This is a genomic window from Streptomyces geranii, from assembly GCF_002954775.1.
Classification (GTDB): domain Bacteria; phylum Actinomycetota; class Actinomycetes; order Streptomycetales; family Streptomycetaceae; genus Streptomyces; species Streptomyces geranii.
The window spans coordinates 120,320-144,433 of sequence record NZ_PJME01000010.1 but is presented as its reverse complement, the minus strand read 5'-3'; the positions used below and the strand labels follow the sequence as shown (position 1 = coordinate 144,433).

24 protein-coding genes are annotated in these 24,114 nt (G+C 69.6%); 13 read left to right on the top strand and 11 right to left on the bottom strand.

Annotation, left to right across the window (positions count from 1 at the left end; genetic code table 11):
- Positions 1-50: 50 nt before the first annotated feature.
- From CW359_RS16830 to CW359_RS16810, 5 genes are all read left to right on the top strand, one after another.
- Positions 51-989, top strand: coding sequence for a coiled-coil domain-containing protein (locus CW359_RS16830; protein WP_053745201.1), 939 nt, complete (start codon positions 51-53; stop codon positions 987-989).
- A gap of 134 nt (positions 990-1,123) precedes the next feature.
- Positions 1,124-2,122 carry an ABC transporter ATP-binding protein gene (locus CW359_RS16825; RefSeq protein WP_105970753.1) on the top strand — a complete coding sequence of 333 codons (999 nt, stop codon included), beginning with the start codon at positions 1,124-1,126 and terminating at the stop codon, positions 2,120-2,122.
- On the top strand, positions 2,119-2,889 hold the full coding sequence (locus tag CW359_RS16820; RefSeq protein ID WP_105970752.1) for an ABC transporter permease: 771 nt from the start codon (positions 2,119-2,121) through the stop codon (positions 2,887-2,889). Before CW359_RS16825 ends, CW359_RS16820 begins: the two co-directional genes overlap by 4 nt.
- Before the next feature lie 163 nt (positions 2,890-3,052).
- Entirely contained in the window at positions 3,053-4,258 is a 1,206-nt protein-coding gene (locus CW359_RS16815; RefSeq protein WP_105970751.1) for an ABC transporter ATP-binding protein, read from the top strand.
- On the top strand, positions 4,255-5,121 hold the full coding sequence (locus CW359_RS16810) for an ABC transporter permease subunit (RefSeq protein ID WP_105970750.1): 867 nt from the start codon (positions 4,255-4,257) through the stop codon (positions 5,119-5,121). The genes CW359_RS16815 and CW359_RS16810 overlap by 4 nt, the downstream gene beginning before the upstream one ends.
- Positions 5,122-5,161: 40 nt before the next feature.
- Here CW359_RS16810 and CW359_RS16805 read toward each other — a convergent pair whose 3' ends face one another.
- Complete coding sequence (locus tag CW359_RS16805; protein ID WP_105970749.1) at positions 5,162-5,497, bottom strand: ATP/GTP-binding protein; 336 nt, start codon at positions 5,495-5,497, stop codon at positions 5,162-5,164.
- Between the two features lie 301 nt (positions 5,498-5,798).
- Here CW359_RS16805 and CW359_RS16800 point away from each other — a divergent pair, with 301 nt between their 5' ends.
- Positions 5,799-6,827 (top strand): LLM class flavin-dependent oxidoreductase, encoded by a 1,029-nt coding sequence (locus CW359_RS16800; RefSeq protein WP_105970748.1) that lies wholly within the window; start codon positions 5,799-5,801, stop codon positions 6,825-6,827.
- Positions 6,828-6,984: 157 nt separating this feature from the next.
- Here CW359_RS16800 and CW359_RS16795 read toward each other — a convergent pair whose 3' ends face one another.
- On the bottom strand, positions 6,985-7,377 hold the full coding sequence (locus CW359_RS16795) for an SCO5389 family protein (RefSeq protein WP_105970747.1): 393 nt from the start codon (positions 7,375-7,377) through the stop codon (positions 6,985-6,987).
- A 298-nt stretch (positions 7,378-7,675) separates the two neighbouring features.
- Here CW359_RS16795 and nucS point away from each other — a divergent pair, with 298 nt between their 5' ends.
- The 3 genes from nucS to CW359_RS16780 all read left to right on the top strand — a co-directional run bounded on the left by nucS (position 7,676) and on the right by CW359_RS16780 (position 9,726).
- A complete protein-coding gene (gene nucS, locus CW359_RS16790; protein WP_105970746.1) occupies positions 7,676-8,347 on the top strand; it encodes an endonuclease NucS in 672 nt (223 codons plus the stop codon).
- A 176-nt stretch (positions 8,348-8,523) separates the two neighbouring features.
- Complete coding sequence (locus CW359_RS16785; protein ID WP_232838424.1) at positions 8,524-9,246, top strand: DUF4253 domain-containing protein; 723 nt, start codon at positions 8,524-8,526, stop codon at positions 9,244-9,246.
- 126 nt (positions 9,247-9,372) lie between these two features.
- Positions 9,373-9,726 (top strand): DUF2750 domain-containing protein, encoded by a 354-nt coding sequence (locus tag CW359_RS16780; RefSeq protein WP_105970834.1) that lies wholly within the window; start codon positions 9,373-9,375, stop codon positions 9,724-9,726.
- 45 nt (positions 9,727-9,771) lie between these two features.
- Here CW359_RS16780 and CW359_RS16775 read toward each other — a convergent pair whose 3' ends face one another.
- The 4 genes from CW359_RS16775 to CW359_RS16760 all read right to left on the bottom strand — a co-directional run bounded on the left by CW359_RS16775 (position 9,772) and on the right by CW359_RS16760 (position 15,028).
- Positions 9,772-10,497, bottom strand: a complete 726-nt coding sequence (locus tag CW359_RS16775; protein ID WP_105970744.1) for a DUF4839 domain-containing protein — start codon at positions 10,495-10,497, stop codon at positions 9,772-9,774.
- Between the two features lie 287 nt (positions 10,498-10,784).
- Positions 10,785-13,400, bottom strand: coding sequence for an ATP-binding protein (locus CW359_RS16770; RefSeq protein WP_105970743.1), 2,616 nt, complete (start codon positions 13,398-13,400; stop codon positions 10,785-10,787).
- Positions 13,401-13,635: 235 nt separating this feature from the next.
- Complete coding sequence (locus tag CW359_RS16765; RefSeq protein ID WP_006382151.1) at positions 13,636-13,959, bottom strand: STAS domain-containing protein; 324 nt, start codon at positions 13,957-13,959, stop codon at positions 13,636-13,638.
- A 220-nt stretch (positions 13,960-14,179) separates the two neighbouring features.
- Positions 14,180-15,028 (bottom strand): 3-hydroxyacyl-CoA dehydrogenase family protein, encoded by an 849-nt coding sequence (locus CW359_RS16760; protein ID WP_105970742.1) that lies wholly within the window; start codon positions 15,026-15,028, stop codon positions 14,180-14,182.
- A 347-nt stretch (positions 15,029-15,375) separates the two neighbouring features.
- Between CW359_RS16760 and CW359_RS16755 the strand changes: the two genes are divergently transcribed.
- On the top strand, positions 15,376-15,948 hold the full coding sequence (locus tag CW359_RS16755; RefSeq protein WP_105970741.1) for a cob(I)yrinic acid a,c-diamide adenosyltransferase: 573 nt from the start codon (positions 15,376-15,378) through the stop codon (positions 15,946-15,948).
- Here CW359_RS16755 and CW359_RS16750 read toward each other — a convergent pair.
- On the bottom strand, positions 15,865-16,485 hold the full coding sequence (locus tag CW359_RS16750) for a hypothetical protein (protein ID WP_105970740.1): 621 nt from the start codon (positions 16,483-16,485) through the stop codon (positions 15,865-15,867). The two genes, CW359_RS16755 and CW359_RS16750, sit on opposite strands and share 84 nt — an antisense overlap.
- A gap of 198 nt (positions 16,486-16,683) precedes the next feature.
- Here CW359_RS16750 and CW359_RS16745 point away from each other — a divergent pair, with 198 nt between their 5' ends.
- From CW359_RS16745 to CW359_RS16735, 3 genes are all read left to right on the top strand, one after another.
- Positions 16,684-17,919, top strand: a complete 1,236-nt coding sequence (locus CW359_RS16745; RefSeq protein ID WP_105970739.1) for a sensor histidine kinase — start codon at positions 16,684-16,686, stop codon at positions 17,917-17,919.
- Positions 17,916-18,578: a response regulator gene (locus tag CW359_RS16740; RefSeq protein WP_105970738.1), complete on the top strand. Its 663-nt coding sequence runs from the start codon at positions 17,916-17,918 to the stop codon at positions 18,576-18,578. The genes CW359_RS16745 and CW359_RS16740 overlap by 4 nt, the downstream gene beginning before the upstream one ends.
- Before the next feature lie 129 nt (positions 18,579-18,707).
- On the top strand, positions 18,708-20,525 hold the full coding sequence (locus tag CW359_RS16735) for a glycoside hydrolase family 18 chitinase (protein WP_105970737.1): 1,818 nt from the start codon (positions 18,708-18,710) through the stop codon (positions 20,523-20,525).
- Between the two features lie 26 nt (positions 20,526-20,551).
- On the opposite strand, the gene CW359_RS16730 is transcribed toward CW359_RS16735, so the two are convergent.
- From CW359_RS16730 to CW359_RS16715, 4 genes are all read right to left on the bottom strand, one after another.
- Positions 20,552-20,998 carry a DUF2550 domain-containing protein gene (locus CW359_RS16730; RefSeq protein WP_105970736.1) on the bottom strand — a complete coding sequence of 149 codons (447 nt, stop codon included), beginning with the start codon at positions 20,996-20,998 and terminating at the stop codon, positions 20,552-20,554.
- A gap of 162 nt (positions 20,999-21,160) precedes the next feature.
- Complete coding sequence (locus CW359_RS16725; protein ID WP_105970735.1) at positions 21,161-21,535, bottom strand: F0F1 ATP synthase subunit epsilon; 375 nt, start codon at positions 21,533-21,535, stop codon at positions 21,161-21,163.
- 219 nt (positions 21,536-21,754) lie between these two features.
- On the bottom strand, positions 21,755-23,191 hold the full coding sequence (atpD, locus tag CW359_RS16720; protein ID WP_105970734.1) for a F0F1 ATP synthase subunit beta: 1,437 nt from the start codon (positions 23,189-23,191) through the stop codon (positions 21,755-21,757).
- Complete coding sequence (locus tag CW359_RS16715) at positions 23,192-24,109, bottom strand: F0F1 ATP synthase subunit gamma (RefSeq protein ID WP_105970733.1); 918 nt, start codon at positions 24,107-24,109, stop codon at positions 23,192-23,194. It lies immediately after the preceding gene.
- Between the last annotated feature and the right edge of the window lie 5 nt (positions 24,110-24,114).

The window sequence follows — 24,114 nt, the reverse complement described above, 5'->3', positions numbered from 1 at the left end:
CCCCTAGGATTCCACCTATCACCTCACCGGTCTCATTCGACAGGAACCCCATGAGCGACACTTCCCCCTACGGCTTCGAGCTTGTGCGGCGTGGGTACGACCGCGCTCAGGTGGACGAACGCATCTCGAAGCTCGTCTCCGACCGTGACAGCGCTCTGGCTCGTATCACTGCTCTGGAAAAGCGCATCGAGGAACTCCATCTCGAAACGCAGAACGCCCAGGCCCAGGTCAGCGACGCGGAGCCGTCGTACGCCGGCCTCGGCGCGCGCGTCGAGAAGATCCTCCGTCTCGCCGAGGAGGAGGCGAAGGACCTGCGCGAGGAGGCCCGTCGCGCCGCCGAGCAGCACCGTGAGCTGGCCGAGTCGGCCGCCCAGCAGGTGCGCAACGACGCGGAGTCGTTCGCCGCGGACCGCAAGTCCAAGGCGGAGGACGAGGGCGTCCGGATCGTCGAGAAGGCCAAGAGCGACGCCTCCCAGCTGCGCCAGGAGGCGCAGAAGGACGCGCAGTCCAAGCGCGAGGAGGCCGACGCCCTCTTCGAGGAGACCCGCGCCAAGGCCGCCCAGGCCGCCGCGGACTTCGAGACGAACCTCGCCAAGCGCCGTGAGCAGTCGGAGCGCGACCTCGCGTCCCGTCAGGCCAAGGCCGAGAAGCGCCTCGCGGAGATCGAGCACCGCGCGGAGCAGCTCCGCCTGGAGGCCGAGAAGCTGCGCACGGACGCCGAGCGCCGCGCCCGCCAGACGGTCGAGACGGCCCAGCGCCAGGCCGAGGACATCGTGGCCGACGCGAACGCCAAGGCCGACCGGATCCGTTCGGAATCGGAGCGCGAGCTGGCGGCTCTCACCAACCGCCGCGACTCGATCAACGCCCAGCTGACGAACGTCCGCGAGATGCTCGCCACCCTGACGGGAGCCGCGGTCGCCGCCGCCGGCGCCCCGGTCACGGACGACGAGCCGATCACGCGTGGGGTGCCGGCCCAGCAGTCCCGGTAAGCAGCGGTTCCTTGCAGGCCCGCACCCCTCGTTCGAGGGGTGCGGGCCTGTTTTCGGTACATGGAGAACCCACGTTCACCAAAAGTTGCCGTACACAAGTGGCATCCCCCATGCCCCCGAACTAGCGTGGCCGCATGATCGAGCTAGAGGGGCTGACCAAGCGGTACGGCGAGAAAGTGGCGGTCAATCATCTGACGTTCAGCGTCAGACCGGGCATCGTGACGGGCTTTCTCGGGCCCAACGGCGCCGGGAAGTCGACCACCATGCGGATGATGCTCGGCCTCGACCGCCCCACCGCCGGTGATGTCCGGATCGACGGGCAGCACTACGACCGGCTCAAGGACCCCCTCAAGTACATCGGCGCCCTGCTCGACGCCAAGGCCATGCACGGCGGGCGCAGCGCCTTCAACCATCTGCTCTGTCTCGCGCAGAGCAACGGCATCCCCAGCTCGCGGGTGCACGAGGTGCTCGACACCGTCGGGCTCACGAGCGTCGCGAAGAAGAAGGCGAAGGGGTTCTCGCTCGGGATGGGACAGCGGCTCGGTATCGCGGGCGCGCTGCTCGGTGATCCGCGGATCCTGATGTTCGACGAGCCGGTCAACGGCCTCGACCCCGAGGGCATCCACTGGATCCGCAACCTGATGAAGGCGCTCGCGGCGGAGGGGCGGACCGTGTTCGTCTCCTCCCACCTGATGAGCGAGATGGCCCTGACCGCCGATCACCTCGTCGTCATCGGGCAGGGCCGGCTGCTCGCCGACACCTCCATGGCCGACTTCATCGAGCAGAACTCGCGTTCGTACGTCCGGATCCGCTCGCCCCAGCGCGAACGGCTGCTCGACGTCCTGCACTCGGCCGGCATCACCGTCGTGCAGGCGGGCGCCGAGACGCTGGAGGTGGACGGCGGGAAGGCCGAGCGGATCGGTGAGCTGGCCGCGCAGCACCACCTCGTGCTGCACGAGCTGAGCCCCCAGCAGGCCTCCCTGGAGGAGGCGTTCATGCAGTTGACCGCCGAGTCGGTCGAGTACCACGCGCACAGCGGCGGCGCGCCGTCCCCGGCCGGTGCCCCGGCCGCCCCCTCCCCCGCGCCCGCCCCCGGGCAGTGGGGCGACGGCTGGAAGGAAGGTCGGTCATGACGGCCGCTCAGGTCATCCGGTCCGAATGGACCAAGATCCGGTCGGTGGCGTCCACGGTGTGGACGCTCGGTCTCGCGGCCGTGGTGACGATCGCGCTCGGCGCGCTGATCTCGCTGCTGCTCAAGAACCAGTGGAGCGACCTCAGCGAGAAGGACCGGCTCTCCTTCGACCCGACGTACACGAGCTTCGCGGGCATGAGCCTCGGTCAGCTCGCGATGATCGTGTTCGGGGTGCTCGTCGTGTCGAACGAGTACAGCACCGGCATGATCCGCACCTCGCTGGCCGCCGTACCGCAGCGCGGCACCTTCCTCGCCAGCAAGCTCGTGGTGGCGGCCGGGCTCGCCTTCGTGGTCGGGGTCGTCACCAGCTTCGCCGCGTTCTTCCTCGGGCAGGCGATGCTGGGCGACCACTCGACGTCCATCGGCGACCCCGGCGTGCTGCGCGCGGTGATCGGCGGGGCGCTCTACATGACGCTGATCGCCCTGTTCTCCATGGGCGTGGCCTCGATGCTGCGCAGCCCGATGCTGTCGCTCGGCATCCTGATGCCGTTCTTCTTCCTGATCTCCAACATCCTGGGCGCGGTCTCGGCGACCAAGAAGATCGGCCGCTATCTGCCCGACCAGGCCGGCAGCAAGATCATGCAGGTGGTCACCCCGATCGACAACGACACGCCTTACGGCCCCTGGGGCGGGCTCGCGATCATGGTCGCGTGGGTGGCGGCGGCGCTGCTGGGCGGGTACGTCCTGCTGAAGCGGCGCGACGCCTGAACCTCGCCCTCTCCTCGCTCACTCCTCGCCTCCCCACCCCTCCCCCGGCATGTTCCCGACACTTTTACCTCTCTTTGAAGGGAACCGTCAGCTCCCCGATAAGCTCCTAACCCTTACGGGGGCGTGCGCCCCGCTGTCCTGAACCTTTCGATGGGTGCGGAGCATGATCGAGGCAGTCGGCCTGACGAAGCGCTACGGCGACAAGACGGCCGTGTACAACCTTTCCTTCCAGGTGCGGCCGGGGTCCGTCACCGGCTTCCTCGGCCCCAACGGCTCGGGCAAGTCGACGACGATGAGGATGATCCTCGGCCTGGACCAGCCCACCTCGGGCCAGGTCACGATCGGCGGCTTCCCCTACCGCAAACTGCCCAACGCCCCCCGCCAGGTCGGCGCCCTGCTCGACGCCAAGGCCGTGCACGGCGGCCGGTCCGCCCGCAGCCACCTGCTGTGCCTGGCCCAGCTGTCGGGCATCCCGGCGCGGCGCGTGGACGAGGTGCTCGGGGTGGTCGGGCTCCAGGACGTGGCGAGGAAGCGCTCCAAGGGGTTCTCGCTCGGCATGGGCCAGCGGCTCGGCATCGCCGCCGCGCTCCTCGGCGACCCCCAGGTGCTGCTCTTCGACGAGCCGGTCAACGGCCTCGACCCCGAGGGCATCCTCTGGGTGCGCAACCTGATGAAGGCGCTCGCGGCGGAGGGGCGGACCGTGTTCGTCTCCTCCCACCTGATGAGCGAGATGGCGCTGACCGCCGACCACCTGATCGTGATCGGGCGCGGGCAGCTGCTCTCCGACATGAGCATCGGGGACTTCATCTCCGCCAACTCGGCCGACTTCGCGCGCGTACGCACGCCGGAGACCGAGCCGCAGCAGCGCGAGAAGCTGACGGCCGCGCTCACCGAGGCGGGCGGCCAGGTGCTGCCCGAGCAGGACGGCGCGCTGCGCGTCATGGGCCTGCCGCTGCCCCGGATCAGCGACCTCGCGCACTCGGCGGACGTACGCCTGTGGGAACTGTCGCCGCACCAGGCCTCGCTGGAGGAGGCGTACATGCGGATGACGCAGGGCGCCGTCGACTACCGCTCGACCGTCGACCAGCGGGCCGGGCTGCAGCAGCCGCTGCCGCCGGGCGCGCAGCCGCCGGTGCAGATGCCCGTGCCGGGGCAGGGCCAGCCGGGCTGGTACGCCCCGCCGCCGCCCCAGCAGGGCGGTCAGCCGCCGTTCGGGGCACCCGGGCAGCCGGGACAGCCCACGGGGCCGTACGGCGCTCCTGGCGGCCCCGGAGCGCCGGTGGCCGCCGGTGGTGCCCACCCGAACCCGTACGCGCAGCCCGTCGCCGCGCCCGTAGCCGACCTGACCAAGCCCGAGGACGCCCGATGAGTACGCCCCAGCAGCCCCCGACGCAGACGCCGGTGCCGCAGGCGGTGCCCGACTGGCAGGCGGCGCCCGGCCCCTCGTACACCGCCGCCTACACCTCGCCGATCCCGGTCACGCGTACACATCTCGGGCACGCGCTCGCCTCCGAGTGGACGAAGATCAAGTCGGTGCGCTCGACGATCTGGACGCTCGGGGTCTTCCTGGTCCTCGTCGTCGGCATCGGCCTGCTGGTCGCCGCGCAGACGACGAACGAGGACTTCGGGAACGTGCCGTACACGATCCCCGCGTTCTTCGGGCTGGTCCTCGGGCAGATCTGCCTGATCACGCTGGGCGTGCTGGTCATCTCGTCCGAGTACGGCACGGGCATGATCCGGACGACGTTCACCGCGTCGCCGCAGCGCCACCGGGTGCTCGCCGCCAAGCTGATCATCTTCTTCGCGGTCGCGTTCGTCGTGTCCGCGTTCGCGATCGGTTTCGTCGGTCTGGTGACCGAGTCGATGCACGGCAGCGGTGAGGGGACGGCGTGGGGCGGCTCGGTCGTCAAGGGCGCGCTGTACGTCTCGCTGCTCGGGGTGCTCGCCCTCGCCGTCGGCTCGATGCTGCGGCACTCGGCGGGCGCGATCACCGCGATGCTGGGGCTCGTGCTGGTGCCGGCGATCCTGCCCGCGTTCCTGCTGATGTCCGAGAGCCTGCGGACGATCGGCGAGAAGATGCTCGACTACAACGCGCCCAACGCCCTCGCCAAGATCTTCGGCCTGGACGAGGGGAACGGCAGCGGCGGCGGCGCCCAGCTCGGTCTGCTCGCCGGTGTGACCGCCGCGGCCATCGCGGGCGCCTTCGTGCTGCTGGACCGCCGGGACGTGTAGTTCACTCCCACGTGTGAACTCACCGAGCTGACAGGTGAGTTCAGAACCTCGGTGAGTTACGGGACCGCTGCACCCGCGTGGTGCGGCGGTCCTTCGCGTTCCAGCACGCCTTGTGCCAGTGTCTGCGGTCGTCCACGCCCGCGTGCTCGGCCCAGGCGACGACATGCGGGACACCGGACGGGATCTGCTGGTCGCAGCCCGGGCAGCGGTAGGTCTTGCCCTGGGCGCTGGCCCCGGCCACATGCCGGACGTTCCAGCTCTCGCCCTGCCAGCTCTCCGAGGACTGGAAGCCGCCGTACCGGCCGGAGTCGTCCTCGTCGGCGCTCCGGCCGGACGAGCCGCCGGGGTCTTGGGGGCGGTTTCGACGCGGGGACACAGGACACCTCACGGAGCGGTTCAGGGGGCAGGGGTCGACTCCAGCCTACGCGGCGCGATCCGGGGTAGAAGTAAGTCAGCACGTCGTACGAACTTCTCTCGAACCCCTTCTCGAATCCCCCGTCGGTTCCCCACCGGTCCCCCACCGGTCCGCCGTCGGCACCCCGGCCCCTCTCCGCCCGGCTGCCCGATTCTGCAGACAATCCGCCAATCTCTTCGCCAGGCCGTGACTTCGGCACGTGTCGAGCGGTTATGCCGTGCGGGGGAGCTCCGTGTCGGGGCCTAGGAAGCAGGAAAGAGCAATGCGCGTAGGAAGTTTTGTGCTGGCGGCCCAGTTCCCGGGCCAGGGCCAGGGGGAGGCGCTGCACCGCGCGGTCCGGTCCGCCGAGGTCGCCGAGGAGGCGGGTCTCGACACGGTCTGGCTGGCGGAGCACCACTTCGTGCCGTACGGCGCCTGCCCGTCCGCGACGACCCTGGCCGCGCTGCTGCTCGGCCGCACCGGGCGCATCCGGGTCGGTACGGCGGTGAGCGTGCTGCCCACCACCCATCCCGTGATGCTCGGCGAGCAGGCGGCGCTGCTGCATCTGACGTCCGGCGGGCGGTTCACGCTGGGCGTGGGGCGCGGCGGGCCGTGGGTGGACCTGGAGGTGTTCGGGACCGGGATCGAGGCGTACGAGAAGGCGTTCCCGGAGTCACTCGATCTGCTGCTCCGCTGGCTGCGCGAGCCGTCCGTGTCGGCTGACGGCGACCGGTTCAGGTTCCGTGAGGTGCCGGTCGTACCGAGCCCGTCGGAGTCGCTGACGGACGCGTCGGGGCCGGAGGTCGTCGTCGCGTGCACCTCGCCGGCGAGCGTACGGCTGGCCGCCGAGCGCGGGCTGTCGATGCTGCTCGGGATGCATGTCGGGGACGAGGAGAAGGCCGAGATGGTCGCCCTGTGGCGGCAGTCGGCGCGGGCGGCGGGGCGGTCGGCGGACGAGATCCACGGCGCCGCCCATGTGTCGGCGGGCGTCTGCCAGATCGCGGACCGGCGCACGGACGCGGTCGAGACGCTGATGAAGGCGATGCCGGGCTGGCTGCGACAGGGGCTGGAAGCGCATGTCACGGTGGACGGCCGGGCGCGTTCGATGCGGGACCCGGTGGCGTACACCGAACTCCTCTGCGGGCTGCACCCGGTGGGCACGCCCAGGCTGTGCGCCGACCGGCTCGCGGCGACGTCCGAGCGGACGGGCATCTCGCGCTTCGCCCTGCTCATCGAGGGGTCCGGAGATCTGGCGGCCACGGAGGAGAACGTACGACGACTGGGAACCGAGGTGCTCACACAGCTCCGCTGAGCCGATCGATGCCGATCGATACAGGTAGACGCCGGTCGACGCAGGTCGACTTCCGCTGCCGCTGCCGCTGTTGCCGCCCCCAGGGAGCTTGCCGCCCCGTACAGAAACACCTCCCGCGTACGGAGCGGCAAGCCGGTTGCCCTAGTTCACCCTCACCTCAGCAGTCCCGGAATTCCGGGGACTGGTTCAGCAACTGACTGCGCACCGAGGTGAAGCGGGCCAGCTTGACGTCAACGGACGCGTCCAGCGGGAACACCGCCACCCGGTGGCAGTTCTGAAAGGCCAGCCGCACACCGAAGTGCCGCTGCAGCGCGCCGCGTATCGCGTCGCTCGCCAGCGCACGCAGCAGCTGGCCACGTGCCTGCTCGTCCGGCGGCGGCGTCTGGTTGTCGGCGAAGTCTCCGCCGTCCACCTTCAGCTGGGCCACCAGGGAGCTGATCATCTCCCATGCGTAGGGCAGGGAGGTCCGGACGCAGTCGACGAATTCCGCTTCATCGACCTCGCCTCGCTCGGCCTGTTCGAGTAGGGCCGGTGAGACGTCGAGCGACATGAGTTCTCCTCTCGCACCCCCGGGTCGCGGGGGCTGCCGGACAGGGAAAGGGAGCCCGCGACACCGAGCACGCTCCGTACACGCATCGCGACCTCCCGGTTACTACGGTAGGCAACGGACCGTGACGGCACCAGGAAAACGCGGATACAGGACCGGTCATAACCATCCCTTGAGGAACACAATCAGCCAACAACGAACAGTTGCCTCTGGCATGTTCCGTCGGCCCACCGAGCCCGTATCAGCACTCTGAGGTGGGCGAATCGCGTGGAGCACCGCGCGTCGAGTAGCGTTGCCGACCATGCGTCTCGTCATTGCGCGCTGTTCCGTGGACTACGCGGGCCGGCTCACCGCTCATCTCCCGTCGGCCCCCCGTCTCATCCTGGTGAAGGCTGACGGCAGCGTCTCGATCCACGCGGACGACCGCGCCTACAAGCCTCTCAACTGGATGTCTCCGCCTTGCACGTTGAAGGAGGGGGCAGGTGAAGAGGAGGGCATCTGGACCGTCATCAACAAGGCGGGCGAGAAGCTCATCATCACGATGGAGGAAGTCCTCCACGATTCCTCGCACGAACTGGGCGTCGATCCGGGCCTGATCAAGGACGGCGTGGAAGCACACCTCCAGGAACTCCTCGCGGACCGCATCGAGACCCTCGGCGACGGCTACACCCTCATCCGCCGCGAGTACATGACGGCCATCGGCCCGGTGGACATCCTGTGCCGGGACGCGGAGGGCGCGACGGTCGCGGTCGAGATCAAGCGCCGGGGCGAGATCGACGGCGTGGAGCAACTCACCCGCTACCTGGACCTGTTGAACCGCGACCCGCACCTGGCGCCGGTACGCGGCATCTTCGCGGCCCAGGAGATCAAGCCCCAGGCGCGGGTCCTGGCGACGGACCGGGGAATCGGCTGCGCGGTGCTGGACTACAACGCGCTGCGGGGGATCGAGGACGACAAACTGCGGTTGTTCTGAGGGTTGTTCACACGAGAAGGGCCGGTCCCCGGATCAGGGGACCGGCCCTTCTTCGTTCGTACGGCGAACTGGCTCGCGTCAGCTGCGCTGTCAGTGCCGCGGTCTACGGTGCGACCATGTTTCCCTTGCCCGATGGTCTGCCTCCCGGTCGGTTCCTGGCTCGTGACCCTGTGCCCGTGTGGGTCTCCGACGAGTTCCCTCAGGACGTCGAAGAACTGTGGCCCCGTCTGCTGAGCGAGAGCCGACGACACGGTCTGATTCCGTTCCTGTGCCTGCCCGACGCCATGGGCAGACCCTGCGACCTGGATCACGTCGACGCCGTCCGCCTGGAGGAGGTGCTGGCCACGGACTTCGCCGCGTACCGCCGCAGGAGGCTGCCGTTGTGGACGGACACGACGCCGGCCCCGGCACCTGAAGGAGTCGAGCCCTGGCCACACGATCCCGGGCCGCCCTTCGAGCAGTGGCCGGGCCTGGCGCCGGGGACGCCCCTTGCCTCTGAAGGCCCCACGCCCGAGGTGGCTGCGTCAAGCGTGCTGGCCGGGCTCATCGGGACTGGCCCGTACGGGCTGGAGGATTGCTGCCTCGTTCTCGTCCCTGCCTCTCGCAGCAGCGAGGCTCTGGCGCTGATCGGCTGGTCGGCGAAGGCACCGCTCCCGCTGTTGTGTGCACTCCTGCGGAGCTGGGAGGACCGCTTCGGTGCCCAGGTCGTTGCGGCGTTCGGCAGCGAACTGCACGTCTCAGTCGCGAGACCTCTCGTTGAAGCGGAGCACGCGAGCCGGCTCGCTCTGGAGCATGTGCTGTCGACCGCGGACAACATCGTCGACGACCCGCCCACACCGTTCCCCGAGTACGCGACGGCCCTCGTGGGGCGGACCTCCTGGTCGTTCTGGTGGGACTAGACAGGTTGTGGGGCCACTGTCGATTGGGCGCGGGTCTTCACTACGCTGCCCGGCAGGCCGACGCCGAAGAGGACCTCCAGGAACTCTTACCGAGATGAGTGGCGCGGACGCTACGCTCAGGTGCTCATGAGTCAGAGTGGTTCGCAAGCCGCAGCATTCTTCAGAGACGTCCGCCAGAGCGGAGTCGTCTGGCTTGTGCGGGACGACGCGGGGAGCCCGGTTCCCCTCGCGGCTGACGGCACGCGGAGTCTTCCCTACTGGTCGACGTCAGCCCGCGCCACGAGGGCGGCGAAGATCTGGGGGAATGGGCTACGGGTTGAATCCATGCCCCTGGACACCTGGCGAGGCAGCGATCTGCCTGCTGCCGCCGATGAGGGACTCCTGATCGGCATCAACTGGAGCGGTCCCCGTCTCGTCGGGTGGAGCTTCACTCCGGCCGAAGTCCTCGGGCGCCTCGCGGCGGCCGACCGACTCCCGTAAATAGCCGGGCGCGCTGGTTCGTGACGATGCGACTACCCACCCTGACTACCGGGTTTCCGTGGATACCGGGTCGAGGAAGAAGAGGCACTGGTCCGCGTTGAATTCGCCCACCTCGGCGACGAAGCGGAACCTGTCTCCTGCGTCGGCTGTGGCGGGGATCTTCTTGCCGGTCAGTCTCAGGTCAACGATGCTGACGTCCTCGTACTTGAAAGCGGGGCCAACCGTCGTGTTCGGTCCGTTGTCGCCTGGGCCCAGGATGAAGTCGTAGCGGGTGTCGTAGTCACCGTGGGGCGCCATGTTCACGATCGAGCCGTTGAACGCGATCGTCCGGCCCGCGTGCCTGGTCGCGAAGTCCAGGTTCGCGTCGTCACACGAGTCCGCCTTCAGAAGCGCCGCGAACTCCGGGTTGTCCTGAGGCGTGATCACCTCCGCGGCAGCCGACTCTGCTGCGGTCGGAGTCGGCGTAGCGGAAGACTTCTCGCTCGCAACGGCCGGCGGCTTGTCCAACTCGTCCTTCTTCTCGCCACCGTCGCTGAGCGCGGAGGCAACGCCGATGACGACGGCCAGGGTCACGAGGACGGCAGCCGTCGTGCCGATCAAAAGCCACGGCTGCGGCTTCTTCGGCCGACGGAAGTCGAGGGTGGAGCGAAGCGTGCCCTGGGCCTGGTTCACCAGCTCCCAGCCGTCCTTCTGCATCTTCGAGATCACCAAGCCGTTGGTGCCGCGAACTGTCCGCACAGACTTGTACTCGTACTTGATCTCGTCGGCCATACGGCTCCGCGCCCCCAATGAACTGTTCAGACCAACTGCCTTGCGAGCATAGGAGACTCCATGAGGAACTCGGCGTAACTGGCACTGGGGGAACGGACCGAGCACCCGGCTGCCGCGTGTGGGGTGGATGTCGCGCCAGTACCTGCGGCGGGTGAACATGACCGCTGCTGTCGTCAGGCCGAAGCGGCAGGCGCCGTTGCCTCACTGGGGCGTTGGGATGGGTGGAGAGAGAGCGGCCGGGTCCGCTGTTGCCACGGACCCGGCCCTCCTGCTGTCGCGCTGTGCTGTCAGATCACCGACGGGTCGACCGACGTCGTCGTGGCCGGGGCGCTTGCCGGTTCGCTCGCGGTCTCGGTCTGGGCTGGGCTGGAGGCCGAGTTGGTGGTGTCCGGTGCCGAGGCAGAGGCCGTCGGTGACGGGGATTCGGGCGTCTGACTCGGCGTCGGTCCCGAAGACTCGGACTCGGACTCGGTGGGCGTTGGCGAGCCTGGCGTCTCGGAAGGCGTCGTCTCCGTAGGAGTCGCCGAAGGTGTCGGTGTCGTACCGCCGCTGCTCCCCCCGTTGCCGCCGCCATTACCGCCGCCCCCCGGCGTCTTCGTCCCCGTCGGATCGTCAGACGGCTCCTGACCCCCCGACGGCGGCGGCGTCGGGTCGTCCGATGTGCCCCAGGTGCCGTCGGGGCCCGGGTCGGTCGGGCGGCTCGTTGCCGTGCCCGTGTCGCCGGTCGTGTCGCCGTTGCCGTTGTCCGCCTTGTCGGCGCCGAGGCTGTCGTCGTCGGTGCCCGCGCTGGCGGACGGGTTGACGCCGACCTGGTCGGACGGCGCGTCGTTCGGGTTCGAGGTGGCTCCCAGTGTCACCACCGTGCCGAGCACCGCCGCGAGCAGGGCGCCCGCGCCCGCCGCCACCAGGTTGCGCCGGGCGCCGCCGACGAGCCGCTGGAGGCCCGAGGCCTTGTGGGCCCCGCCGCCGCCCACGGGCCTGGGCGTGATCACCGTAGGACCGAAGTCACCGGAACCGGAACCCGTACCGGAAGGCGATGCGGAACCTGCGCCCGCGCCCGTGGCCGAGGGCTGGAGCGGTGAGTAGGCTGCGGCGCCGAAGAGCGCCGGGACGCCGCCTGGTGGTGACGCCGACTCCTCGTAGCGTGCGTCCGGGACCTCCTCGCCCGGCGTGGAGCCGAGGCCGGGGGTGTCCCCTGCGCGGTCCGCGACCAGGGTGAGGGCGCGGCGGCCCGCGACCGTGCCGCGTTTGTCGGCGACGGCGCCGCGCAGGCCGATCGCGGCCTCCAGCTCGGCGCGGGCCTGGTCGAGCTGTTCCTCGCAGAGCGCGAGGATGCCCAACTCGTGGTGGAAGTAGGCCTGTTCCGCGACCTCTTCGGCGAGCCGGGCGGCCTCGGCGCCGGCGAGCAGGACGCGTTCCCAGGCGCTCCAGTCCAGGCCGGCCGCGAAGGCGGGCGCCGCGGTGCGGGCCAGGTGCACGGCCGTGCTCTCCTCGTCCTCCCCCGACGGCTCCGTGACCGGCACGAGCACCCCGATCGCGGCGAGCAGGGCGTCGGCCTCCGCGCAGACCCGCTCGGGGGTCACGGACGGGTGCCCGGCCCACCAGGCGTAGTGCTGGGCGGCGCTGATCGCCCGCTCCTGGGCGCCCTCGCCGTACCCGGCGGCCTCCAGCTGGGTCTGTACCCCGGCCGCGAGCCGGTAGTGGGCGCCGACCGGCGAGACCAGCGCGCAGCCGAGCAGCTCGCCGAGGGCGGCGTCCGCGTGGGCGTCGTCCACGAGTGCGGGCAGATGGGCCTGGTGGGGCACCTCGCCGCCGAGCGCGACCGCGAAGCGCAGGGTCTCCCGCGCGGACGCGCTGAGCCGCGAGGCGAGCAGCGGGGCGGGCGCGGCGCCCTCGGCGAGCGAGGGCAGCGGTACGTCGTGTTCGTCGCCGGTGTCGAAGGGCGCGTCGACCGGGGTTTCCTGGAAGACGCCGAACTCGTCGAACGCGTCGGCGCTGGCCCGCAGTCCGTCGCGCTGCCTGAGCAGGGCGCCGGCCTGCACGAACCGCAGGGGCAGGCCCTCGGACTCGAACCAGAGGTCGCCGGCCCAGTTGGCCTCCTCCTCGGTGAGGACGCGGCCGACCGCTCGTTCGAGCAGCTCCAGGCCGCCGGCGCGGTCGAGGCCTTCGAGGAACAGTTCCTCGATCAGCGCGCCGGCGGACGGCGCGGGAATGTCGGGGGTGGCGCTGATCAGGAAGGCGCACTCGGGGGTCGCGTCGATGAGTTCGTCGAGCGCGGCGCCGCCGAACTCCACGTCGTCGAGGACGACGACCGCGCCGACCTCGCGGACGAGGGCGCGCAGTTCGTCCGGTTCCGGCCGGTACAGAGGTGCGCTGTAGACGGCGTAGAAGAGGTCGTGGAGCAGGTCGGTCGGGGTGCGGCGGAAGCCGGTGAGGCGGACCACCCCGTCGGGTGCGAGGTCGGCGCAGTCGGCGGCGACGGCGTCGAGGAGCGTGGTGCGGCCGGCGCCGGGCGGGCCGGTGAGGCGTACGGAACGGCCTCGGGCCAGCAGCCGCACCAGCCGCTCGCGCTCGCCGTCGCGCTCCAGGAGCGGGAGTTCGGGCCGCGCGGGCCCGGGCGGTACGGGTGGTGCGGCGGCGCGGGTGGTCTCGGCGCGGTCGGCCGCCGTGAGCTTGGCGGGCCGGCCGGGCCGTTCGCCGGGCGGGCAGATCTCTATCTCGCTGCCGTCGACCGGGTTGACGGTGAGCAGGTAGTCGCCCGAGACGAGCTGCGTCGTGCGGGCGAGCGCGGGCGTGTGCTGGCCGAAGTCGGTGGTGAGAGCGTCGCGAGGCGGGCGTTGACGCGGCGTGGTGCCGTCGGCGTCGTGGCCGTACTCCTCGGAGCCCTGGTTGTTCGGGTCCATAAGGTTCAAGCCCCCCAAAAGCGTCGTGTGCGGGTCGACAGGACCCAGGCCCCTCCCGGCCTTGCTGCACACCGCGCTGTCGCTTCTGGTCCGGGCCCGCTCGTGGGATGTCAGGCAGCGGGCGACCGAACCCTAAACCTTCGCACAGTATCTACGACAGTCCGGGGTACCGCGCCGTCCGAGACGTCACAGTCTCGTGAGGATTGCGAATGAAGCGCGTTTCGCACCATGGATCTCACACTCTGGGCAGTGACTCCACCCCGATGCCGCCCTCGATGGCCAGGATCCGGTGCAGCCGGGTGGCCACCAGCAGTCGCTGCATCTGCGGTGGTACGTCGCGCAGCACGAGCCGCCGGCCGCACCGCCCGCACCGTCGGTGGGCTCCCATGATCACACCGAGGCCGGTGGCGTCCCAGGAGTCCAGCTCGGACAGGTCGAGCACCAGATCGCCGACGCCGGTGTCGACGGCCGTGTGCAGGACCGTACGGGCGTCCGCCGCGCTGCGAACGTCGAGGCGGCCCCCGACGACCAGCTCGGCGTGGTCGCCCCTGATGTACATATGCGCTCCCGTGAGTGCGTGTCGTGCTCCGCGTCGGTAGGTGATGCAACGTCTGACTGCCTCAGCGGCGGTCAGGTTGCCGTCTGTGAGCGAACCGATACTCAATTCACCCCACAGGGTGATGCCCAAGGGGTTCGTGCGGTTTCTGTGCCTGTTGACTACTGCTGATTACTGCTGACTGCTGCTCACTACTACTGCGACTGCTACTGCTGCTTCCCGCTCAGTGCTTGTAGAAGCCCTGCCCGCTCTTTCGGCCGATGTCACCGGCGTCGACCATCCGGCGCATCAGCTCCGGAGGAGCGAACTTCTCGTCCTGCGACTCGGTGTAGATGTTGCTCGTGGCGTGCAGCAGGATGTCGACCCCGGTGAGGTCGGCGGTGGCCAGCGGGCCCATGGCGTGCCCGAAGCCGAGCTTGCAGGCGAGGTCGATGTCCTCCGCGCTGGCGACACCGGACTCGTACAGCTTGGCCGCCTCGACGACGAGCGCCGAGATCAGCCGGGTCGTCACGAAACCGGCGACATCCCGGTTGACGACGATGCAGGTCTTGCCGACGGACTCGGCGAACTCCCGCGTGGTGGCGAGGGTTTCGTCGCTCGTCTTGTAGCCGCGGACCAGCTCGCAGAGCTGCATCATCGGCACCGGCGAGAAGAAGTGCGCGCCGACGACCCGGTCCGGGCGGTCGGTCACGGCGGCGATCTTGGTGATGGGGATGGCCGAGGTGTTGGAGGCGAGCACGGCGTCGTCGCGTGCGATCTTGTCGAGCGCGCGGAAGATCTCGTGCTTGACCTCCAGCTTCTCGAACACGGCCTCGACGACGATGTCCGCGTCCCCGACCGCGTCGAGATCGGTGGTCGCGGTGATCCGCCCGAGGGCGGCCTCGGCATCGGCCGCGTCGAGCTTGCCCTTGCTCACGAACTTGTCGTACGAGGCCTTGATGCCGTCGGTGCCACGGGTGAGCGCTTCGTCGGTGACATCGCGCAGTACGACGTCCCAGCCCGCCTGGGCGGAGACCTGGGCGATGCCGGAACCCATCAGGCCGGCTCCGATGACGGCAAGCTTCCGTGCCACTGTGCGACTCCCCTGACGCGCTGTTTACGTATGCCTCGTGTACTGGTCTCTCCGGCGGACCCTAGCGGTCGTGAGGGTGCGGTGTGACTGCTTAGTAACGCGTTTCACGTCTCAGGGCGTGAGACACCGATCACGTCTCGTCCGAGGGACCCGACGATCCTCCCGGCCGCCGAGGCCACCGGGATTGCGGCCTCGGCGTTCGGAGCGCCAATTCCGCACGGTTTCAAGCTGGTTGGCGCTGCGCGGACCGGTCCGCGCCGAGGCTTCCACGCCCTGCGTCGGCCGCCAGGACGTGGGTGCGAATCCAGAACACCTGCACGACTTGGGGCAGCGTCTAGATTGGCCGCATGGTCAATCTGACGCGCATCTACACCAGGACCGGCGACCAGGGCACCACCGCCCTCGGGGACATGAGCCGGGTCGCCAAGACCGATCTGCGGATCTCCGCCTACGCCGACACCAACGAGGCGAACGCGGTGATCGGGACCGCCGTAGCACTGGGCGGGCTCGCGGAGGAGGTCGTCAAGGTGCTGACCCGGGTGCAGAACGACCTGTTCGACGTGGGCGCGGATCTGGCGACGCCGGTGGTGGAGAACCCGGAGTTCCCGCCGCTGCGGGTCGAGCAGGCCTACGTCGACAAGCTGGAGGCGGACTGCGACCGGTTCCTCGAAGACCTGGAGAAGCTGCGGTCGTTCATCCTGCCCGGCGGCACCCCCGGCGCCGCCCTGCTGCACCAGGCCTGCACGGTGGTGCGCCGGGCCGAGCGCTCGACGTGGGCGGCGCTGGAGGTGCACGGGGACGTCATGAATCCGCTCACCGCGACCTACCTCAACCGGCTATCGGACCTGCTTTTCATTCTCGCCCGTACGGCCAACAAGGAGGTCGGGGACGTCCTCTGGGTTCCGGGCGGGGAGCGCTGATCCGGGGTTCGGGTCCCGCTTCGGCCAGATCGTGTACGTCAGCGCGATCAGACCGTGGATGCCCGCGGCCCTGAGCGCCGTCCACTGGAAGGAGCGCAGGGACGAGGTGTCCCCGTCGCCCACGTACCAGATCGCCGCCTGGAGCAGCCCGCACGCGACGCCGGCCGCCAGGACCGTACGCAGCCACAGGTTGCCCTCGTGCCGGGCGCGGGCCATGCCGTAGCGGGGCGGCCTCGGCGGGGGCGGGCCGCCGGCCAGGCGGTGGGCGGCGTGGCCGTCGAGCCAGCGGATCGTGTAGTGGCCGTACGCCACCGTGAAGCCGATGTAGAGGGCGGCCAGACCGTGCTCCCAGCCCGGTTCGGCGCCGTTCTTCAGGTCGATCGCCGTCACGGTGAACAGGACCAGCTCCAGCAGGGGCTCGCAGAGCAGCAGCACCACGCTGGTCCGGCGCCACCTCAGCAGATAGCGGACGGCCAGACCGAGCGCCAGCAGCACCCAGAAGCCGACCTCGCAGGCGATGATCAACGCGACGATCACGACTCGCTCCTCACTGGAGATTCCGGGAGACCCGGGGAACCCGTTCTTCTTCCAGGCTCCCGGCCGTCCGTGTCCGTTTCGTCGTCGGCGGTGAGGAAGTCGAGGAAGTCCCCGTACATCGAAAGATGCAGTTCCGGACCCCTCCCGACCCTCCCCGGGGATCAGGCGGGCGGCGCCCCGGCCGTGTTGGATGGAGTCATGGCCGCCCCTCGACCTCCCCGCCCGCACCGCGACGACGTGCGTATCGCGCTCGCGGGGCTGCTCGGCGGGCTGCTGTTCTGGGCCGTCGGTCTCGGCACCCGGCCGGCCGGTGAGCCGATCGTGCTCCTGGAGGGGCGCTGGCCGGTCCTGCTGCCGCTCGTCGTGACCGCCGGCTGCGAGCTGCTCCGGCGGGCCCGCCCACGCACGGGTCTGCTGATCGGCACGGCCGCGCTGGCCCTGGACACCGTCACCCAGGGCAGCCTGGTCACCCTCGTGATGTTCACCGACCTCGTGTACGCGGCCGTGCTGTACGGGCCGCCCGGCACCGCCCGCCGTGTCCCCCGGATCACCGGGCTGCTCTCGGTGGCCGGCACGGTCGTGCCCTTCGCCATCTGGCGGGACCCGGAGGCGCTGCTCATCGGGGTCGTCATCGGCATCGTCGGGTTCACCCCCGCCGCCACCGGGCTGATCGTCCGCAACCACCGCGACGCCGCCGAGTCCGCCCAGCTGCGCGCCGAACAGACCGCGCTGCTGGCCGAGTTGGACCGCACCCAGGCCGTCGCCTCCGAACGGGCTCGGATGGCACGGGAGTTGCACGACATGGTCGCCAACCACCTCTCCGCCATCGCGATCCACTCCACGGCCGCGCTCTCCCTCGACGACCCCGACACCTCCAAGAAGGCCCTCGGTGTCATCCGCGAGAACAGCGTCGCGGGACTGGCCGAGATGCGCCGCCTGATCGGCATCCTGCGCGACAGCGGCGGCGACCTCGAACCGGCGGCGGCCCCGACGCTGGACGGCCTCGGCGCACTGGTCGACGGCGCCCGCACGAACGGCCTCGACGTCACCCTCGACACCGGAACAGAAACCGGTGCCGGCGCCGGAACCGACCTGTGCACCGACCTCGGCGCCCTGCCCGCGCCGGTCGAGCTGGCCACGTACCGCATCGTCCAGGAGTCCCTGACCAACGCCCTCAAGCACGCCTCCCCCGGCCGGGTCACGGTGGCGCTCACCCGGCGGGACTGCTCGCTGTGCATCGCCGTGACCAGCCCGTACGCCGGTCATGACAGCCCCCGTGCGCCCGGCTCGGGTGCCGGTCTGGTCGGGATGCGGGAGCGGGTCGCACTGCTGGGCGGCACCTTCGCGGCGGGGGCGGACGGCGCCCGCTGGGCCGTGCGGGCCACGCTGCCCCTCACCGAAGCCGAATACGGGTCCGAAGGAGAAGACGCATGACTGCGGAAGCGGGACGGCCCATCCGGGTGCTCGTCGCCGAGGACCAGTCGGCCGTACGGGCCGGGCTCGTCCTCATCCTGGGCAGCGCGCCCGGCATCGAGGTCGCCGGAGAGGCGTCCGACGGGGAGCAGGCGGTGGCGCTGGCCCGTGAACTGCGGCCGGATCTGGTGCTGATGGACATCCAGATGCCACGCCTGGACGGGGTGTCGGCGACCCGGCAGGTGGTCGCCGAACAACTCGCCGACGTACTGGTGTTGACCACCTTCGACCTCGACGAGTACGTCTTCGGGGCGCTGCGCGCGGGCGCCTCCGGGTTCCTGCTGAAGAACACGGAGGCGCGGGATCTGATCGAGGCGGTACGGACGGTGGCGCGAGGAGAGGGGCTGATCGCCCCCGCCGTCACCCGGCGGCTCATCGCCGAGTTCGCGTCGGGGGCGGCACGGGAGCCGAAAGCCGATCCGGCCGTCCTGGAGGCCCTCACCCGGCGCGAGCGCGAGGTGCTGTCGTGTCTCGGCGAGGGGCTGTCCAACGCGGACATCGCGACCCGGCTCGACATGGCCGAGGCAACGGTGAAGACGCACGTCAGCAGGCTGCTGGGCAAGCTGGAGCTGCGCAGTCGGGTCCAAGCGGCGGTACTGGCGCAGGAGTTGGGGGTTTAGGGAACTCGGGCGAGCCTTGAGCCGAAGTGGTCCAGACCTATTGACCCGTGGTCCAGACCTTCCTATTCTCGCGGCACCGTGGGCGTGAGGCTCAGTCACGCCCCCATGACACCCCCAAGGAGGCGCGTCATGCGCTTCAGACACCGGCTCACGGCAGGCCTGACCACCCTGCTGCTCCCCCTCGCCGCCCTGGTCGGCCTCGCGGGCCCGGCCGAGGCGGCCACCTCTGCTACCGCCACCTATGCCAAGACCCAGGACTGGGGCAGCGGCTTCGAGGGCAAGTGGACCGTCACCAACACCGGTACCACGACGCTCAGTTCATGGACGGTCGAGTGGGACTTCCCCTCCGGTACGTCCGTCACCTCGGCCTGGGACGCCGACGTCACCTCGTCCGGCACCCACTGGACCGCCAAGAACAAGTCCTGGAACGGCACCCTGGCCCCCGGCGCCGCCGTCTCCTTCGGCTTCAACGGCGCCGGCTCCGGCTCCCCCGCCAACTGCAAGCTGAACGGCGGCAGTTGCAGCGGCGGCGCGGTCCCCGGCGACAACGCCCCCTCCGCGCCCGGCACTCCGACCGCCTCCGGCGTCACCAACACCTCGGCGAGCCTGAGTTGGAGCGCGGCCACCGACGACAAGGGCATCAAGAACTACGACGTCCTGCGCGGCGGCACCAAGGTCGCGACGGTGACGACCACCTCGTACACGGACACGGGTCTGACCGCCGGTACGGACTACTCGTACACCGTCCAGGCCCGGGACAGCGCCGACCAGTTGGGCCCGGTGAGCGGCGCGGTCGCCGTGCGCACCACCGGCGGCACCAACCCGCCCACCGGAAACAAGGTCAAGCTCGGCTACTTCACCGAGTGGGGCGTCTACGGCCGCAACTACCACGTCAAGAACCTGGTGACCTCGGGCTCTGCGTCGAAGATCACCCACATCAACTACGCGTTCGGCAACGTCAAGAACGGCCAGTGCACGGTCGACGACACCTACGCGGCCTACGACAAGGCGTACACCGCCGACCAGTCGGTGTCCGGCACGGCCGACACCTGGGACCAGCCGCTGCGCGGCAACTTCAACCAACTGCGTCAGCTGAAGGCCAAGTACCCGCACATCAAGGTCCTTTACTCCTTCGGCGGCTGGACCTACTCCGGCGGCTTCGCGCAGGCCGCCGCCAACCCGGCCGCGTTCGCCGCGTCCTGCAAGGCTGTTGTCGAGGACCCGCGCTGGGCGGACGTCTTCGACGGCATCGACATCGACTGGGAGTACCCGAACGCCTGTGGCCTGACCTGTGACACGTCCGGTCCCGCGGCCTTCAAGAACCTGATGTCGGCGCTGCGTTCGACGTTCGGCGCCAACTACCTGGTCACCGCGGCCATCACGGCCGACGGCTCCTCCGGCGGCAAGCTCGACGCGGCCGACTACGGCGGCGCCTCGGCCTACCTCGACTGGTACAACGTGATGACGTACGACTACTTCGGCGCCTTCGACGCGGACGGCCCGACGGCCCCGCACTCGCCGCTCACCTCGTACGCCGGTATCCCGGCCGCTGGCTTCAACTCCGCCGACGCGATCGCCAAGTTGAGGGCGAAGGGCGTCCCGGCGGCCAAGCTCCTGCTGGGCATCGGCTTCTACGGGCGTGGCTGGACGGGAGTGACCCAGGCGACCCCGGGCGGCTCGGCGACGGGCGCGGCACCGGGTACGTACGAGGCGGGCATCGAGGACTACAAGGTCCTCAAGACGTCCTGCCCGGCCACCGGCACCATCGCCGGTACGGCGTACGCGTACTGCGGGAACAACTGGTGGTCGTACGACACTCCCGCGACGATCGCCGGGAAGATGACCTGGGCCAAGAACCAGGCCCTGGGCGGCGCGTTCTTCTGGGAGTTCAGCGGCGACACGAGCAACGGGGAGCTGGTGAGCGCGATCAACACCGGCCTGAACTAGAAATCCGAGCTAGGGATCAAGCGACATCACGCAACATTGACGCGCTGACCGGGCGGGGCTGCTTCCAGCCACGCGAGGAATCCGGTCAGCGCGTCGTCGCTCATCGCCAGTTCGAGTCTCGTACCGCGATGGAGACACGCGAGCACGACCGCGTCCGAGAGCAGGGCCAGCTCCTCCTCGCCGTCGGGGGCGCGGCGGCCGGCCACCTCGATCGACGAGCGTTCCAGGAGGCGGCGTGGTCGGGGGGAGTACGAGAAGACCCGGTACCACTCGATGCGGTCGCCGTTGTAGCGGGCGACGCCGTAGCCCCAGCCCTTGCCGCTGGGGTCGGGTTTCTCGGGTACGTCCCAGCGGAGGCTGCAGTCGAACGTACCGCCGGAGCGTTGGATGAGCCGACGGCGGAGGCCGAAGACGAACAGGCCCACCACCACGACCGCCACTACCAAGCCGCACACAGTCAGAGCGAGGATCATCGACACCGACCTCCTCGTCTCCTAGGTAACGGAAAAGAAAAAACACCCGGATTCGCCTCAGCCGCGGCTGGGACCGGAGCGAACCGGTCCCAGCCGCGGCTGAGGCAAAGCATCACACTGTGGCTCCCCCAGTGCCTTAAGGGCCTGGGAGGTACCCCCAAGTCAGCGCGCCGCCACGGCCCGCAGCCGGACGTCGGCACGCCGCTCGGCAGAGGCGTCGCCCTCCGCCTTCGCGCGCTCCAGCTCACGCTCGACGCGCTGGACGTCGATCTCGTCAGCCAGCTCGGCGACCTCCGCCAGCAGCGACAGCTTGTTGTCCGCGAACGAGATGAAACCGCCGTGCGCTGCGGCGACGACCGTTCCACCATCACTCGTACGGATGGTCACAGGGCCCGACTCCAGCACACCGAGCAGCGGCTGGTGACCGGGCATGACGCCGATGTCGCCGGACGTGGTGCGCGCGACGACCAGGGTGGCCTCGCCGGACCAGACCTGACGGTCGGCAGCGACCAGCTCGACATGCAGCTCAGCAGCCAAGGTTGGCTCCTCGGGTCACCACCCGGCAGGGACACCGGGTGTAGGTCTAAGTCTAGTGGGGCTCCGAGCAACAAATCGCCGGGGCCCACTCCCCGGCTTTTCGGCTGGGGGTCTGGGGGTTATCCCCCAGATAGATGCAGCAGTGGGCGTGAGTGAGGGGGCGGGACGCGCCCGCCCCCTCACCGGTGAGTCTTAGGACTCACGTCGAACTCAGGGAGTTCAGGAGACGCCCAGCTCCTTGGCGTTGGCCGTGAGGTCCTCGATGCCACCGCAGAGGAAGAACGCCTGCTCCGGGAAGTGGTCGTAGTCGCCGTCGATGATCGCGTTGAACGCGGTGATCGACTCGTCCAGCGGTACGTCCGACCCGTCGACGCCGGTGAACTGCTTGGCGACGTGGGTGTTCTGGGAGAGGAAGCGCTCCACGCGACGGGCACGGTGGACGACGAGCTTGTCCTCTTCGCCCAGCTCGTCGATACCGAGGATCGCGATGATGTCCTGAAGGTCCTTGTACTTCTGCAGGACCGTCTTGACACGCATGGCCGTGTTGTAGTGGTCCGCCGCGATGTAGCGGGGGTCCAGGATGCGGGACGTGGAGTCCAGCGGGTCCACGGCCGGGTAGATGCCCTTCTCGGAGATCGGACGGGACAGCACCGTCGTCGCGTCGAGGTGGGCGAACGTGGTGGCCGGGGCCGGGTCGGTCAGGTCGTCCGCGGGGACGTAGATCGCCTGCAGCGAGGTGATCGAGTGACCACGGGTCGAGGTGATGCGCTCCTGGAGGAGACCCATCTCGTCGGCCAGGTTCGGCTGGTAGCCCACCGCGGAGGGCATACGGCCGAGCAGGGTCGAGACCTCGGAACCGGCCTGCGTGAAGCGGAAGATGTTGTCGATGAAGAACAGCACGTCCTGCTTCTGCACATCGCGGAAGTACTCCGCCATGGTCAGACCGGCCAGGGCCACGCGCAGACGGGTGCCCGGGGGCTCGTCCATCTGACCGAAGACCAGGGCGGTCTTGTCGATGACGCCCGAGTCGGCCATCTCCTCGATGAGGTCGTTGCCCTCACGGGTGCGCTCACCGACACCGGCGAACACGGAGACACCGTCGTGGTTGTTGGCGACGCGGTAGATCATCTCCTGGATGAGCACCGTCTTGCCGACACCGGCACCGCCGAACAGGCCGATCTTTCCACCCTTGACGTACGGGGTGAGAAGGTCGATGACCTTGATGCCGGTCTCGAACATCTCGGTCTTCGACTCGAGCTCGTCGAAGCGCGGGGCCTTGCGGTGGATGGACCAGCGCTCGCCCGTGTACTCCTCGTCGGAGTTCAGTACCTCACCGAGGGTGTTGAACACCTTGCCCTTGGTGAAGTCGCCGACCGGGACGGTGATGCCCGTACCCGTGTCGGTGACCACGGCCTGGCGGACCAGACCGTCGGTGGGCTGCATGGAGATGGTGCGGACCAGGCCGTCACCCAGGTGCTGGGCGACCTCCAGGGTCAGCGTCTTCTTCTCGCCGGCGAGGGCCGGGTCGGCCACCTCGACGTGAAGGGCGTTGTAGATCTCCGGCATGGCGTCGACGGGGAATTCCACGTCGACGACCGGGCCGATGACCCGGGCGACGCGGCCCGTGGCAACGGCCGTCTCAACTGTCGTCGTCATTTACCTGTCACTCCCCGCGGTCGCGTCGGCCAGGGCTGCGGTGCCACCGACGATCTCGCTGATTTCCTGGGTGATTTCGGCCTGTCGGGCCGCGTTGGCAAGTCGGGAGAGCGTCGTGATGAGGTCTCCCGCGTTGTCGGTGGCCGACTTCATCGCGCGGCGCGTGGCAGCGTGCTTGGAAGCAGCCGACTGGAGCATCGCGTTGTAAATACGGCTCTCGACGTACCGCGGCAGCAGGGCGTCGAGGACGTCCTCCGCCGACGGCTCGAAGTCGTACAGCGGAAGGATCTCGCCCTTCCCCGTCGACTCCGCGGCCACCTCTTCGAGGCGGAGCGGGAGCAGACGGCCGTCGACCGCGTTCTGCGTCATCATCGAGACGAACTCGGTGTAGACGATGTGGAGTTCGTCCACGCCGCCGTCCGCCGTCTCCTTCTCGATGGCCTCGATGAGCGGAGCCGCGACCTTCTTGGCGTCCGCGTACGTCGGCTCGTCGGTGAAGCCCGACCACGACTCCACGACCTTGCGCTCGCGGAAGTTGTAGTGGGCGAGGCCACGGCGGCCGACGATGTACGTGTCGACCTCCTTGCCCTCCGCCTCAAGGCGCGCCGTCAGCTTCTCGGCGGCCTTGATCGCGTTCGAGTTGAAGGCGCCGGCCAGACCGCGGTCGCTCGACAGGAGCAGGACCGCGGAACGGGTCGGCGTCTCGGCCTCGGTGGTCAGCGGGTGCCTGGTGTTCGAGCCCGTGCCGACCGCCGTGACCGCGCGGGTGAGCTCGGTCGCGTACGGCGCGGAGGCCGCCACCTTGCGCTGCGCCTTGACGACACGCGAGGCGGCGATCATCTCCATCGCCTTGGTGATCTTCTTGGTCGCGGTGACGGATTTGATGCGACGCTTGTAGACCCGGAGCTGGGCTCCCATGAGTC